Annotated in this window: 13 protein-coding genes; 6 read left to right on the top strand and 7 right to left on the bottom strand. The window is 60.6% G+C overall.

What is annotated here, in order from left to right; all coding sequences use genetic code 11:
* Positions 1-18: 18 nt before the first annotated feature.
* On the bottom strand, positions 19-450 hold the full coding sequence (locus tag ATE40_RS08490; RefSeq protein ID WP_063919426.1) for a DcrB-related protein: 432 nt from the start codon (positions 448-450) through the stop codon (positions 19-21).
* 232 nt (positions 451-682) lie between these two features.
* Between ATE40_RS08490 and ATE40_RS08485 the strand changes: the two genes are divergently transcribed.
* Together ATE40_RS08485 and ATE40_RS08480 are read left to right on the top strand one after the other, a co-directional pair.
* The gene (locus ATE40_RS08485) at positions 683-1684 is read left to right on the top strand and encodes an alpha/beta fold hydrolase (RefSeq protein WP_063919425.1); all 1002 of its coding nucleotides are present in this window, start codon (positions 683-685) and stop codon (positions 1682-1684) included.
* 69 nt (positions 1685-1753) lie between these two features.
* Positions 1754-2401, top strand: a complete 648-nt coding sequence (locus tag ATE40_RS08480; RefSeq protein ID WP_063919424.1) for a dihydrofolate reductase family protein — start codon at positions 1754-1756, stop codon at positions 2399-2401.
* A gap of 43 nt (positions 2402-2444) precedes the next feature.
* Here the strand turns inward: ATE40_RS08480 and ATE40_RS08475 are convergent, their stop codons facing one another.
* Positions 2445-4061 carry a serralysin family metalloprotease gene (locus ATE40_RS08475; protein ID WP_063919423.1) on the bottom strand — a complete coding sequence of 539 codons (1617 nt, stop codon included), beginning with the start codon at positions 4059-4061 and terminating at the stop codon, positions 2445-2447.
* Positions 4062-4472: 411 nt separating this feature from the next.
* Here ATE40_RS08475 and ATE40_RS08470 point away from each other — a divergent pair, with 411 nt between their 5' ends.
* The gene (locus ATE40_RS08470; RefSeq protein WP_063919422.1) at positions 4473-4826 is read left to right on the top strand and encodes a protease inhibitor Inh/omp19 family protein; all 354 of its coding nucleotides are present in this window, start codon (positions 4473-4475) and stop codon (positions 4824-4826) included.
* A 4-nt stretch (positions 4827-4830) separates the two neighbouring features.
* Here ATE40_RS08470 and ATE40_RS08465 read toward each other — a convergent pair whose 3' ends face one another.
* On the bottom strand, positions 4831-5352 hold the full coding sequence (locus ATE40_RS08465) for a chromate transporter (protein ID WP_019456334.1): 522 nt from the start codon (positions 5350-5352) through the stop codon (positions 4831-4833).
* The gene (locus tag ATE40_RS08460; protein ID WP_025159734.1) at positions 5349-5915 is read right to left on the bottom strand and encodes a chromate transporter; all 567 of its coding nucleotides are present in this window, start codon (positions 5913-5915) and stop codon (positions 5349-5351) included. Before ATE40_RS08460 ends, ATE40_RS08465 begins: the two co-directional genes overlap by 4 nt.
* Before the next feature lie 103 nt (positions 5916-6018).
* Between ATE40_RS08460 and ATE40_RS08455 the strand changes: the two genes are divergently transcribed.
* Positions 6019-6930, top strand: coding sequence for a LysR family transcriptional regulator (locus ATE40_RS08455; RefSeq protein ID WP_063919421.1), 912 nt, complete (start codon positions 6019-6021; stop codon positions 6928-6930).
* A gap of 292 nt (positions 6931-7222) precedes the next feature.
* The gene (locus ATE40_RS08450; RefSeq protein WP_063919420.1) at positions 7223-8392 is read left to right on the top strand and encodes a cupin domain-containing protein; all 1170 of its coding nucleotides are present in this window, start codon (positions 7223-7225) and stop codon (positions 8390-8392) included.
* A gap of 44 nt (positions 8393-8436) precedes the next feature.
* On the opposite strand, the gene ATE40_RS08445 is transcribed toward ATE40_RS08450, so the two are convergent.
* The gene (locus ATE40_RS08445; RefSeq protein WP_004940758.1) at positions 8437-9357 is read right to left on the bottom strand and encodes an alpha/beta hydrolase; all 921 of its coding nucleotides are present in this window, start codon (positions 9355-9357) and stop codon (positions 8437-8439) included.
* Positions 9358-9507: 150 nt separating this feature from the next.
* Between ATE40_RS08445 and ATE40_RS08440 the strand changes: the two genes are divergently transcribed.
* Positions 9508-10419 (top strand): LysR family transcriptional regulator, encoded by a 912-nt coding sequence (locus tag ATE40_RS08440; protein ID WP_004940760.1) that lies wholly within the window; start codon positions 9508-9510, stop codon positions 10417-10419.
* A gap of 23 nt (positions 10420-10442) precedes the next feature.
* Here ATE40_RS08440 and ATE40_RS08435 read toward each other — a convergent pair whose 3' ends face one another.
* Both ATE40_RS08435 and add read right to left on the bottom strand, forming a co-directional pair.
* On the bottom strand, positions 10443-11426 hold the full coding sequence (locus tag ATE40_RS08435; RefSeq protein ID WP_071891984.1) for a nucleoside hydrolase: 984 nt from the start codon (positions 11424-11426) through the stop codon (positions 10443-10445).
* Entirely contained in the window at positions 11423-12478 is a 1056-nt protein-coding gene (gene add, locus ATE40_RS08430) for an adenosine deaminase (protein WP_063919419.1), read from the bottom strand. Before add ends, ATE40_RS08435 begins: the two co-directional genes overlap by 4 nt.
* Positions 12479-12786: the final 308 nt, after the last annotated feature.

Raw genomic sequence — 12786 nt, 5'->3', positions numbered from 1 at the left:
TACGTGAAGAGTTCATCGTTATGCCGCCCGGTAGCTGCTCAACACCTGCAGCAGCAGCGCGTCGTCTTGCGGCGTCAGCTTGCGCGCCATCGCCAGGGTGAACACCAGCACCCGGCCCTCCGCCAGCGCGAACACCGCCTGGTTTTGCCAGATGCGTTTGCCGTCGCGCAGGTAGCTGGCGCGCACCCATTCACCGGCGGCCAGCCCATCGCCCAGCGTCGCCGGTTCGCGGCTTTTGAACGCCCAGCCTTTCAGCCCCTGAGCCAGCGCATCGAGCTGGCGGGTGACGTAGCTTTCCAGGTTCTCCGCCGGCTGCAGCGCATCGCGGGAAATATTGATTGAGGGGGAAACGTCATCGCCGGCCAGCAGCACGTTGACGGTGCGATCGGCATAACCTTCCGGCAAAGCGACGCTGCCTTCGCTGAAAGCGCAGCGGGATAAAGCGGACATGCGAGGATCCTTTTGCATAAATAATGCTTAAGCATCGCATAACTTAGCCTTGAAATAAAACCATCAGAGGCCATCAATGTTGCGCGGCGTGACCGCGTTCACTGTGAAAAAGGCCCTGGCCGGAACCTTGCCTGGAATCAAGTCGTCACATTACAGAATTATCTGAATCCACCGGCGCGCCGACGCCCTGATTGTGGCTATACTCGGCTATCGCCCTTTTCAGGAGATCAGGATGTTGAGATTAACCCGCAGCGCGCTGCTGTGCGCCGCGCTGGCCGCGTTTACCGCCGCCGCCGAAACGCCGAAGTTCGGCCCGGAACTGCAGGGCTTCCACTACCCCTATCCGTTGCAGCAGTTCAGCTTCGCCTCGCAGGGGCAGACATTAAAGATGGGCTATATGGACGTGCCGCCGGAAGGCGCCGCCAACGGCCGCACCGCGCTGCTGCTGCACGGTAAAAACTTCTGCGCCGCTACCTGGCAGGACACCATCAAGGCGCTGAGCAAGGCCGGTTATCGCGTCATCGCGCCGGATCAGATCGGCTTTTGTTCCTCCACCAAGCCGGCGCATTACCAGTACAGCTTTCAGCAGCTGGCGCAAAATACCCACGGGCTGCTGCAGAATCTTAAAATCAGCAAGGCCATCGTCATCGGCCACTCTACCGGCGGCATGCTGGCCACGCGTTACAGCCTGATGTACCCGCAGGCGGTGGAACGGCTGGTGATGGTCAACCCGATCGGGCTGGAGGACTGGAAGGCGAAAGGCGTGCCGTGGCGCAGCGTCGATCAATGGTTCGAGCGCGAGCTGAACACCACCGCCGAGGGCATCCGCAACTATGAGCAACGTACCTACTACGGCGGCCGCTGGAAGCCGGAGTACGATCGCTGGGTGGATATGCTGGCCGGGCTGAACAACGGGCCGGGCCACCGCCTGGTGGCGTGGAACTCGGCGCTGATCTACGACATGATCTTCACCCAGCCGGTGTATTACGAGTTCAAGGATCTGCAAACGCCCACCACCTTGATGATCGGCACCGCCGACACCACCGCCATCGGCAGCGATATCGCCCCGCCGGCGGTCAAGGCCGCGATCGGGCATTATGACGTGTTAGGCAAACAGGCGGCGAAACTGATCCCGCACGCCACGCTGATCGAGTTCGCCGGGCTCGGCCATGCGCCGCAGATGGAGGAGCCGGAGCGTTTCCATCAGGCGCTGCTCAAGGCGCTGCAACCCTGAGCGCCCGGTTGGCGCAGCCGCCGCGCGGCGGCTAAACTTTCAGCTGGCACTCAACGGCAGGAGACAGCCATGCGACAGATTATTGCCAGCGCCTTCGTCAGCCTCGACGGCGTGATGCAGGCGCCGGGCGGGCAGGAGGAAGACCGCAGCGGCGGCTTTCGCTTCGGCGGCTGGACCGCCCCCTACTGGGATGACGCCGTCGCGGAAACGATGGGCGATCTTTTCTCGGCGCCTTTTGACTTGCTGCTCGGGCGGCGCACCTACGATATTTTCGCCGGCTACTGGCCGCAGATCACCCACGAGGCCGACCCGTTTTCGGCCGATATCGCCCGCACGTTCAATCAGGCCACCAAGTACGTCGCCACTCATCACGGCGAGACGCTGGCGTGGCAGAACAGCCAATGGCTGGGGCGGGACATCATCGCCCGGCTGCGCGAGCTGAAACGCGGTCAGGGGCCGGTGCTGCTGGTGCAGGGCAGCAGCACGCTGATGCAACAGCTGCTGGCCAACGACCTGGTGGACGAACTGCGCCTGCTCACCTACCCGGTGCTGCTCGGCGCAGGCAAGCGGCTGTTCGATGAAAACGCCGCGCCGGCGGCCTTTACGCTGACCCAATCGGTGGTCTCACCCGGCGGCGTGATCGTGGCCCACTACCGCCGCGCCGGCGAGGTGACCACCGGCGACTTCACGGTGGAAAGCGCAGTGGCCCAGTCGTAAAAAAAGGGCCGTTCGGCCCTTTTCTCTTTCCCCTTCATCACCCTCAGGCAAACAGAATATCGCTCTGTTCCACCTGCCCGACCACGTGGATCTTGAAGTCGGCGGCGTAGCTGTTGCTGTGGGTGTTCATCAACAGATCGGTGGTGCCGTTAAGGGCGTCGAAGTTGAGTTGGATTTCGCCTTTCTGGCCGCTGAAGGCGCTGCCGCTGTCGATAAAGCGCAGCTCGCTCAGGCTATTGTTGAAACGCAGGCCGGAGAGGTCGATCTTGTCGATGCCGTGCTCGAAGTCTTCAATCACGTCGAACGCCGCCACCGTGGACTCTTTGGCGCTGAGATAGACGAAATAGTCAGTGAAGTTATTGGCGTCTTTGCCGCCCCACAGATGATCCGCCCCCAGCCCACCGTACAGGATATCGGAACCGGCGTTGCCCGCCAGCAGATTGTCCTGATCGTTGCCGATGATCACATCACGCCCGCTGCCGCCGATGGCGTTCTCGATGATCGCCCCGCGTGCGATGGCGACGTTCTGCGTGCCGCCGCCGACGCTGGAAAACGCGCCGTCGTTCAGGTTGATCATCTGCTGCTGGCTGTAGCCGGAGAAGTCCAGCGTGTCGTTGCCGCCGGCGTCCCACACCGCGAAGTTGACCGGTTTGCCGTTGTCCGCCGTGGCGGTCAGGAAATCACGGCCAGTGTTGGAGTTGAAGCCATACACCGTGTCGCCGGTGCGGGTGTTCATGTTGGCGCCGTACAATTTTTGGATCGCGGCGATGTCATCCACCATCGGCCCATAGCCGTATACCCCTTTGGTGTCGGCGCCGGTATAACCGGCGTTGAAATAGCTCATGATCGAGTATTGCAGCGAATCCTGATAATAAGCCGCATCGTTCTGGTAACTCGGGTTGCCCAACGACGCGTCATAAGAGCCCGGATGCGCCAGCCCCAGGGCATGGCCCAGCTCGTGGGTGAAGGTCTGGCTGCTGAAGTCGCCGCTAACCGGTGCCTTATGGGTGGCGAAGTTCTTGTTGAACCATACCGTGCCGGCGAAGGCGTTATCGCTGCCCGCTTTGGAGCTCGGCGGGTAATAGGCGTAAGCGTTGATGGCATTCGGGCCGCTGCCGGCGGCGGTGCTGCCGTCGGCGCGCTGGGTGAAGTAAGCGAAGGTAATATCCGCGCGGTGGTTGATGTCGGTGGACGCCGCCGCAGTAAAGGTTACGTTCGCCACATCGGCCCAGGCCTGCATCGATTTCAGCGCCTGAGCCTGCGCCGCCAGGGTCAGCGGCTGCAGCCCCTTGTCACCGTCGTCGGTCTGGCCGATGCGGTTCAGCGCGCTCTGCGTCAGAAAGGAATAGGTCAGCGCCACCGGCTGGTGATACACCTGATCGCCGTTGTGCGTCAGGCCCGGTCGCGTCAGCTGATCGGCAGCGCGATCGAAGCTGAAGTTATCGCGGATTTTGCCCAGGTTGTTGATGGCTGCTCCGCCGCGCTGGTTACTGTACAGGTTGGCGTTATCCAGCGTAAACAGCGCGCCGTACCCTAACCCATCATAGAGGCTGCCGGGTCGGTGATAGTAAAACTGATAGTTATGATCGTTGGGGGATGTGGCGGACAGGCTGGTGAACTCATCGTCATCTTGCAAAATGTCGTTGTGGCGACTGCTCATTGCATTCTCCTTTTACACAGTAGGAATCCACTCGCTTTGTAAGACTATTCATCAGTCGTTCTAATCTAAGCCATGGCTTAGGATTGACCAGTATAGTCATTACCCCCGACGGCGCGAGCCCACGCCGCCGCGCATCATCGCGCCGGGCGTTAAGGCGGAAATAATCATAACGATTTGTATTAGCGCGGTATTAATGAGAAAGATAAGCGTATCAGTGGGCTAATGACTCGTCTTTATAGGCATGGTATCGCCGGTTAGATCAGAATTATCGAGGATTAAAAAACCTAATCCTTGCCTCATCATCCCGCTGGGAACGTGCTAAGGTGTGAACGGACAGCCGAAAGGAGTGACCCGATGCCAACCCATTTCCTTATGCGCGCCTTGCGCCGCGCCAGCCTGACAGGAGTCGTTATGAGCGTATTGTGCAGCAGTGCCCTGGGCAGTTCACTGCCGTTGTTGGAACCCGCCGCGCTGAAGGGCGACTGGCAGCTCGCCGCCATCGGCGACGGTAAAACCGTCTGCGAGGTGCAGCTGAGCGACGAAGCGGTAGCCAACACCAACGCTTTCCGCTTCACCGCCTCCGCCCAGTGCCTGCAGCCGTTAGCACTGCACGCGCTGCCGGTCGCCTGGCGGCCGACGCCGGACGGCATGACGCTGACCGACGCCGAAGGGAGCATGGTGGCGTTTCTGGCCCTGACCGCGCCGAAGCGCTATGAGCTGATCGACCGCAACGGCCCTTCGCGCTTTGTGCTGATCCCGCGCTAATCCCTCAGGCGAACAGCAAGCCGAGCAGCGCGCCGCCCGCCAGCACCCACAGCGGATGGAGGCGCTTGCTCATACTCAATCCCGTCGCCAGCGCCACGATCGCCGCCAACCGCCAATTGGGCGCGGAAGCCTCGGCGATCAAAAGGCCGCTGGCCGCCACCAACCCCACGGTGAGCGGCACCAGCCCGGCCTGCACGATACGGCGCCACGGGCGATCCTTAAAGCGCCGCCAGGCGCCCATCACCAGCAGCGTGACGATGGAAGACGGCCCAAACTTGGCGACCGAAGACACCAGCAGTCCCGCCCAGCCGGCGACGTGCCAGCCGACCAGCGGCACGATCATCATGTTCGGCCCCGGCGCGGCCTGCGCCATGGCGAACAGCGCGCTGAACTCCTGGGCGCTCATCCACTGATGCACCTCCACCACCTGCCGCTGCATCTCCGGCAGAATGGTCATGCCACCGCCGAACGCCAGCAGAGAGAGCTCGGTGAAGATCAGCGCCAGCGCAATCAACACCCCGCTCATGACGGCCACCGCCACATCAGCAAAATGCTCAGCGGCGCCAACACCAGCATGGTCGGCAGCAGCGGCAGGCGCAGCCAGGCAATAGCGATCAGCGCCAGCGCCACAATCGCCAGCGCCGCCCACTTGCCGCGCAGCGGCAACAGCATCTTAATCCCGGTCGAGAGCAGTAACCCGGCGGCGGCGGCGGCCAGACCGGCGAACACATGTTGAACGTGGGGATCGTTCTGGAAGCGGGCGTAGACCACGCCCAGCCCCACCACGATCGCCGTCGGCGCGCTGATCAGGCCCAGTAAAGCGCACAGCGCACCGCGTAGCCCGCGAAACTCCATCCCCACCGCCACCGACAGGTTGATCACATTGCCGCCGGGCAGAAACTGGCACAGCCCGAGCAGCTCGGTGAACTGTTCGCCGCTCAGCCAGCGCCGGCGCTCCACCAACATGCTGCGCGCCAGCGGCAACACGCCGCCGAAGCCGATCAGCCCCAGCCACAGAAAGCCTAAAAACAGCTCCGCGTTGCCCGGCGCTGCCGCCGGGTGCGGTTTTAACGTATTGATATCTGACATGACATTGCCGTTCCACATCGCTTGTTTTGATGTCTGGTATCATGCGCGCCGCCGTGCCATGATGTCTAATGCATTCCAGAACAACTAAAGATACCTTTGAGGTATGGCTATGATCGAACTGCGTCGCCTGCGGGCGTTCGTCACCGTGGTGGAAGAAGGCAACATCACTCGCGCCGCCGAGCGGCTGTTTATCCAGCAACCGCCGCTCACCCGCCTGTTGCAGGGGCTGGAAGACGAACTGGGCGTAAAATTGTTGCAGCGCCTGCCGCGCGGCGTGCGCGTCACCGAAGCGGGCGGCGTGTTGTTCGAGGAAGCCCGCGCCCTGCTGGCGCGCGCCGAACGCCTGCGCGAAGCGGTCCAGCGCGCCGCCCGTGGCGAACAGGGCCACATCGCCATCGGTTTCACCAGCTCCGCCGCGCTGCACCCGTTCGTGCCCAACCTGCTGCGCCGCTACCGCGACATCTTGCCGGGCATCACCACCCAGCTGGAAGAGGCCGGCAGCGGCGAGCTGATGGAGGCGTTGCTCGAACAACGCCTCGACGCCGCCTTCGTGCGTTCGCCGGCCAGCGGCATTCCCGGCCTGAGCGTGGAACCGGTGCTCAGCGAACCGATGATCGTCGCCCTGCCACTGGGCCACCGGCTGGCGCAAGAGACGCAGCAGCCGCTGCCGCTGGCCGAACTGGCCCACGAGGCCTTTATTCTCTATCGCCGCCCGGCCGGCCAGGGGCTGTACGACGCCATCCTGGCCGCCTGCCACCGCGCCGGCTTCAGCCCGCGCATCGTGCAGGAAGCGCCGCGCTTGCCGGCAACCCTCAGCCTGGTCGGCGCCGGGCTGGGGCTGTCAATCGTGCCCGGCTCGATGCGGCGGCTGGGCGGCGACGGCATCGTCTACCGCCCCCTCGCCGAAGAAGCACAGCTCAGCGCCCCGCTTTACCTGGCGCTGCGCCGCAGCCCGGCTTCGCCAATCGTCGAGCGCTTTCGTCAGCTGGTGCTGGAGACCGTGGGGCAGTCATAACAAATAGCCCGAACGGCCAATAAAAAATGACGTTCGTTTATTATCTATTTAAACCTATCGGCGATTAAATTTAATTCCTATTAATGACTATTCAACTTCCGATGAATTAATTAAACCCGCACTCACTTAGTAACAAACGCAAACAAATAAGCGCCTACCTAATAAACGCCAGCCGCTAGGATTTAAGGGTCACAGCAAAATCCCGCCGATGACAAAAACCATTTCAATGGCGATCGCGCCTTCCCTGTCGCCTGCCTCTGCAGGCGCACGGTTTTATATTGGAGAAAAAGCTATGCTATCGCGTCGTGATATATTGAAAGTCTCCGCCGTCAGTGCGGCCGCCGCCGGCATGATCGGCGGCATCGCCAAAAATGCCGCTGCCGACGACCATCGCAATATCGTGCCTCCCAGCAGCTACCAGCCACCTGCCGATGCCCAGCATCTCTATAAATACAAATTCACCGACAGCAAAAAACGCAGCCTGCCCAGCGGCTGGGCGCGCGAAGCCACCGTCGAGCAGTTTCCGATCTCCGAGGGCGTGGCCGGCGTCGACATGACGCTGGAGCCGGGCGGCGTGCGCGAACTGCACTGGCATGCCATCGCCGCCGAATGGGCGTTCATGCTGGAAGGCCATGCGCGCATCACTATCCTCGATCCTGAAGGAAAATGTGAGGTGGCGGATTTCGGCCCCGGCGACGTCTGGTATTTCCCGAAAGGTTACGGCCATTCCATTCAGGCGTTGGCGGACGGCGCGCATTTTATTCTGGCGTTCGATAACGGGCACTTCTCCGAATTCGGCACCTTCAGCATCACCGATTGGGTGGCGCATATGCCGAAAGAGGTATTGGAAAAAAGCGTCGATATGCCGGCGGCGGTATTTTCCAAGGCCAAACAGGGCGAGGCTTATATTGTCGGCGGCGCCGTTCCGCCCGCCTTGCCATTACCGAAAAACGACGGCGGATTAAATAACGCCCCGCTGACCCACCGCTATGAATTAATGAAGCAAAAGCCGTTCTTTGAAAATGACGCCGGCAGCGTGCATTTGGTGTCGTCGAAAGAATTCCCCATCTCCACCACCATGACCGGCATCATCGAGATCGTGAAACCCGGCGCGATCCGGGAATTGCACTGGCACCCCAATGCCAACGAATGGCAATACTATATTTCCGGTAAAGGGCGCATGACGGTGTTCAGCTCGCACGGCCACGCGCAGACGGAAGAGTACGCGCCTTCAGACGTCGGCTACGTGCCGCAGGGCTTCGGCCATTACATCGAGAACATCGGCGATGAGGATTTGAAGGTCTTGATCGTGATGGACAACGGTATCTACCAGGACATTTCGTTGTCCGACTGGCTGGCGAAAACCCCGGCCTACCTGCTGGCGGACAACTTCAATAACCAGGTTGAAGACTGGCAGGATCGGCCGAAAGACAAACGGGTGATGTCGCGGCGCAGCCGCTGACGCCACGGCGAGGGAGAAACCTCCCTCGCCCTCCGGCCCGCCGCTTACAGCGTCGCTTTAAAGAACGGCACCAGCTTCTCCAGCGCCTGAGCTACCGGCTCCGGTTTGTCGTAGAGATCGTAATGTGACCAGCCTTCTACCACCACCAGCTCTTTGTGCTGCGACTTGGCGCGGCGCACAATCTCATAGCCGTCGCGCAGCGCGCCGAACAGGCCGGGTTTGCTGCCGACAATTACCAACAGCGGCTGGGTCAGCAGCACTTCCGCCAGGTGGAACGCGTCCCAGCCCACGGCTACCGCGTTATGGGAATACAGCGTCTTGTTTACGCCGTTCGGCTTCTCACCGCGCGCCGTACGGTAGTATTCCGTCGCCTCGCGCAGATCGATATCGGCGCCGTCTTGTTGCGCCGCCTCAACGCTCGGGTACAGGCCCACATCCACACGCAACGCCGCGCCGCGCGCCTCTGCGGTGCGCTGCCGAGCAATATCCTCCAGGAAAGCCACAGGATCGCCATTGGCCAACACGCCCTCGCGCATCACCCGGCCATAGTTAGCGCCGGTAATGGTCGCCACCGCTTTGATGCGCCGCTCGGTCATCGAAGCATTGATGGCGTAACCGCCGCCGCCGCAGATGCCGAGCACGCCGATACGCTGGTCGTCAACGTAGTCCAACGTCACCAGATAATCGGTCACGACGCGAAAATCTTCCACGCGCTGGGCGGGATCTTCGATAAAGCGCGGTTCGCCGCCGCTCTCGCCCTGGAAGCTGGCGTCAAACGCGATGACCACAAAGCCGGCTTTCGCCAGCGCCGCCCCATAGACAGTGCCCGAGGTCTGCTCTTTACAGCTGCCAATTGGATGGGCGCTGATGATCGCCGGGTACTTTTTCCGCTCGTCGAAATCCGGCGGGAAGTGGATATCCGCCGCGATGTCCCAATACTGACGTTTGATTTTGACCGTTTTCATCATGAGTTCCTCACAGGGTTGCTGGCTCGGGAAACGCGCTCGGCATCGCTTCCGCTGGGATAACGCTCACTTTATACGCCGTATTGTTCTTTGATAAGCCCAGAGAATGGACTACAGTGTTAAGCTGTAATTTACAATGCGGGCATCTCGATGGATCCTTCCCTGCTTCCTTCACTGGCGTGGTTCGCGCATATCGCGCAGCACCGCAGCTTTACCAAAGCGGCGGCCCAAATGGGCGTTTCCCGCGCCGCGCTGTCGCAAAACCTGAAGGCGTTGGAAAAACAGCTGAACGTCAAGCTGCTCTACCGCACCACCCGCGATATGTCGCTCACCGAGGAAGGGCAACGCCTGCTGGAAGCCCTGACGCCCGCCCTCAGCACGATCGAGCACGCCGTCGGCACGTTGGAAGAGAGCCGCCATGAACCGGCGGGGCTGCTGCGGATAAACACTTCGCGCACGGCCGCCAAGCACTTTATCGAACCGCATATCGGCGAATTCCTGATGCGCTACCCCAGGCTGAAGCTTGAACTGGTGATGGACGACGGCATGGCCAGCATCATTTCCGAAGGTTACGACGCCGGCATTCGGCTGGGTGAAAGCCTTGCCGAGCATATGGTGGCGATCCCCATCACGCCACAGGTGGCGCTGGCGGCGGTGGCCACGCCGCAGTACCTCAGCCGTTACGGCACGCCCGCCACGCCGGCGGATCTGGTCAACCACAACTGTATCGCTTTTCGCCACGCAACCAGCGGCGCCATTTATCAATGGGAGTTTTCCACCGTCGAGCGGCACGCGCGCCATACCTTTTCCGTCGAACCGAAAGGCAGCGTGATCACCAACGACGACGACGGCATGATCCGCGCCGCATTACAGCACGTCGGCATTATTCAGCACTTTGATTTCGCCGTGAAAGCGATGGTGGAACGCGGTGAGTTAGTGCGGATACTGCAGGCCTGGTCGCAGCCCTTCCCCGGCTTCTATCTGTACATTCCCTCCCGTGAGCACATGTCTTCCAAGGTCAGGGCGCTGCTGGACTTTCTGGTCGAGAAGCGCGCAGGCTAATCCGGCCCGCGCGCCTTTTCGCTTTACTGTTTATGCGGCTCCGCTGGCAGCGATAACAGCTTCGCGAGCAGCAATTCCGACATATTAAGCTCGGTGCTTAACACCACATGGCAGTTGGCATCGCGCTGCGGCGGATAGTTCATATATCGTCCCCGCATGTCACACAGGGTTTGCCCGCGGCCTGGCCCGTCAGAATCATCGATCGTCACCTTCACGTTAGGCGCAAAGCAGGCGCCGATACCCTGCACCGCCAACACCGCCGCCACCGGATCGTGCAATGCGCAGGCTTTGCGGCCGTAGGTATTGATATAAAACTGGATATACCGTTCCAGCATTTGCCCTATCGCCTGCGCAAACCGGCTCTCAGCCGACAGCAGTTTGAGCCGATCGGCCTCTTCAAAGGTATGCGACATGGTGACATCCAGTGGCACCATCACGATATTCTTCATCGCTTTAAAGACGATGGCCGCTGCCTCCGGATCGCAGGCAATATTCGCCTCCGCAACGGGCGTTCGGTTGCCGGGCGCCAACGCCGCGCCGCCCATAATTGTCAGCGTGCCGATCAGCTCCGCCAATGCGGGCTCAAGCTGCAACGCTTTGGCGATGTTGGTCAGCGGGCCGGTCGCCAAGATATCCAGCTCCCCTGGGTGCGCCTTGGCCAACTGAACCAACAGTTCGGGTGCCGTCAGCGGCGCCAGTTTGGCGTCTGAAGCTTCCAGCGCGATATCGCCAATGCCGTTGTCACCGTGTATATGCTGCACATCGCAAAGATATGCATGGCGCAGGTAATCTCGTTCCCCCACGGCGACGGGGATCGCGGGAAAACCGGCCAGGCGGGCGAGCTCCAGCGTATTTCTGGCCCCGGCATCGGCGGCGACGTTGCCGCAAACCGTGCCGATCGCCAGAATATCCACTTTGTCACTTTCTGCGAGCAAATAGCCCAGAGCCATCGCATCATCAATGCCGGTATCGCAATCAAAATATAATTTTATTTTCTTCTCGTTCACCGCTTGTCTCCATTTTCTGTATTAAGAGAAGCAACCCAAGAATCCATTTTCTTCCGATACGTCATTTTTGCCTCGTCACTGGCGAAACTGGCAGCCAAAGAATTGAGGGCCACATCGACGATGTCATGGGGGGAAAATTCAAATTCGTCCTGACAGATGAGGTATTCATCCACCAGCGTGGTTTGTAATAGTACCGGGTCGTCGGTATTGATGGTCGTGATGACCCCGGCGTCACGCAGCCAGCGCAGCGGATGTTCTGCGTAGCGGGGATAGACGCCAAGTTTGATATTCGAGGTCAGGCATACGCCGATAGGGATCCGTCGTTCAGCCAACAGCGCCACGACAGCCGGGTCATCTATCGCCCGCACGCCGTGATCGATGCGATCGGCCCCCAACAGCAGGATGGCATCGCGCACGCCCTCTGCACCGCTCGACTCTCCGGCATGCACGGTTCGCTTCAACCCGGCCCTGCCCGCCCGGGCGAAAGCCTGCGCGAAACGCGTACCGCTGCCTTTGGTGGCGGCCTCATTGCCATCGATGGACAGCGCGACCACTCTGGGGTGCCGCAGTGCGGTTAAAAAATCCACCAGCTCACTGGCCTCGGCAGCCGTTTGCTGGCGTAGCAAACTGACGCACAGCCCAACGGACGCCAATCCATCTTCTTCGGCCGCGCGCAAACCGGCGTCAATCGCGTCGATCATCTCACCGAGCCTGCCGCGCCACGTTTTCCAATGGGTCGGGTTGAAAATAAGATCGGCGTACAGTCCGCCATTCTGCGACAGCCGTTGCGCATAGGAGTAGCTTAACTGCGCCAGGCGTTCGCGGCTGCTCACCAGGCCACAGGACCAGTCGAGGAACGCGAGAAAATCGGCAAGCCCGTTAAAATTCAGTAGTTCGTCCTGCTTTCTGGGCATCGGTATCCCTGAGGATAACGCCCAGACCGCGAGCTGTTCCGGATCAAAACAGCCCTCCAGATGCACATGCACTTCCGCCTTCGGCAGAGAAACCATCTGCGCTCGGCAGAGCCTGGTTTGGTTTACATTCCATTCCATAAAATGATTCTCAATGGTTATTTATGCGGGCCAACGAGCCAAGCTTTCGCGAACCCTTAGTGGCGAAATCGGTGCCAAGGCTCCGTTGAAGGGGGAGTGAATGCGGTAAAAAACGCGGTGAAACGGGGGAATGATTTAGGGTAAGCATCGCAATATGTTAATCCTGTAATGAGTTAGACGGCGGGCCATCTAAGAATTCATCAACAGGTCAGTAACCTATGCGTGAGGCTGCCGGTGAAGGCGGATATTGCTCTCTTCACTGGTGCCGGCACAGCATCACCCCATCCTCACTGCGACGCCGGTATCCG

The sequence above is a fragment of the Serratia surfactantfaciens genome, from assembly GCF_001642805.2.
Lineage (GTDB): Bacteria > Pseudomonadota > Gammaproteobacteria > Enterobacterales > Enterobacteriaceae > Serratia > Serratia surfactantfaciens.
Note: the sequence above shows the minus strand (reverse complement) of the source record. Positions and strands in the feature narration are given on the sequence as shown.

Coding starts and splice junctions, on each gene's coding strand:
- ATE40_RS08445 (WP_004940758.1), bottom strand. CDS start 9,357: ATGAAAACGGTCAAAATCAAACGTCAGTATTGGGACATCGCGGCGGAT.
- ATE40_RS08460 (WP_025159734.1), bottom strand. CDS start 5,915: ATGTCAGATATCAATACGTTAAAACCGCACCCGGCGGCAGCGCCGGGC.
- ATE40_RS08465 (WP_019456334.1), bottom strand. CDS start 5,352: ATGAGCGGGGTGTTGATTGCGCTGGCGCTGATCTTCACCGAGCTCTCT.
- ATE40_RS08490 (WP_063919426.1), bottom strand. CDS start 450: ATGTCCGCTTTATCCCGCTGCGCTTTCAGCGAAGGCAGCGTCGCTTTG.
- ATE40_RS08480 (WP_063919424.1), top strand. CDS start 1,754: ATGCGACAGATTATTGCCAGCGCCTTCGTCAGCCTCGACGGCGTGATG.
- add (WP_063919419.1), bottom strand. CDS start 12,478: ATGGAATGGAATGTAAACCAAACCAGGCTCTGCCGAGCGCAGATGGTT.
- ATE40_RS08470 (WP_063919422.1), top strand. CDS start 4,473: ATGAGCGTATTGTGCAGCAGTGCCCTGGGCAGTTCACTGCCGTTGTTG.
- ATE40_RS08485 (WP_063919425.1), top strand. CDS start 683: ATGTTGAGATTAACCCGCAGCGCGCTGCTGTGCGCCGCGCTGGCCGCG.
- ATE40_RS08440 (WP_004940760.1), top strand. CDS start 9,508: ATGGATCCTTCCCTGCTTCCTTCACTGGCGTGGTTCGCGCATATCGCG.
- ATE40_RS08475 (WP_063919423.1), bottom strand. CDS start 4,061: ATGAGCAGTCGCCACAACGACATTTTGCAAGATGACGATGAGTTCACC.
- ATE40_RS08450 (WP_063919420.1), top strand. CDS start 7,223: ATGCTATCGCGTCGTGATATATTGAAAGTCTCCGCCGTCAGTGCGGCC.
- ATE40_RS08455 (WP_063919421.1), top strand. CDS start 6,019: ATGGCTATGATCGAACTGCGTCGCCTGCGGGCGTTCGTCACCGTGGTG.